This is a genomic window from Vibrio sp. 10N.222.55.C6 (genome assembly GCF_041473395.1).
Lineage (GTDB): Bacteria > Pseudomonadota > Gammaproteobacteria > Enterobacterales > Vibrionaceae > Vibrio > Vibrio crassostreae_C.
In genome coordinates this window covers 1-228 of sequence record NZ_JBFRSD010000542.1, presented here as the reverse complement: position 1 = coordinate 228, position 228 = coordinate 1, and the positions used below count along the sequence as shown (strand labels likewise).

At 40.8% G+C, this 228-nt stretch carries 1 protein-coding gene; it reads left to right on the top strand.

All coding sequences use genetic code 11. The annotated features are described in order from the left end of the window. On the top strand, positions 1–228 hold a 228-nt coding region (locus tag AB4486_RS25000), incomplete at its 5' end, for a Rho-binding antiterminator (RefSeq protein ID WP_372119393.1).

Here is a 228-nt window from a genome sequence, read left to right as displayed (position 1 = left end):
TATATTGAGATTGTGTGTATGCACCGATACCCAATCAAATTAACGCTGAAATCTGGCGAGCAGATTGAATGTGTCGGATTAGATACTCAACGCAATGATAGCCGTGAAGAGTGCATTAAGGTCAGTATTCAAGGTGTAGAACAACTTGTCGTACTCACTGACCTTTCCACACTAGAAGTTTGTGTCGACAACCCTCATTTTCAGCAGATTTCATTCAAAACGTCATAG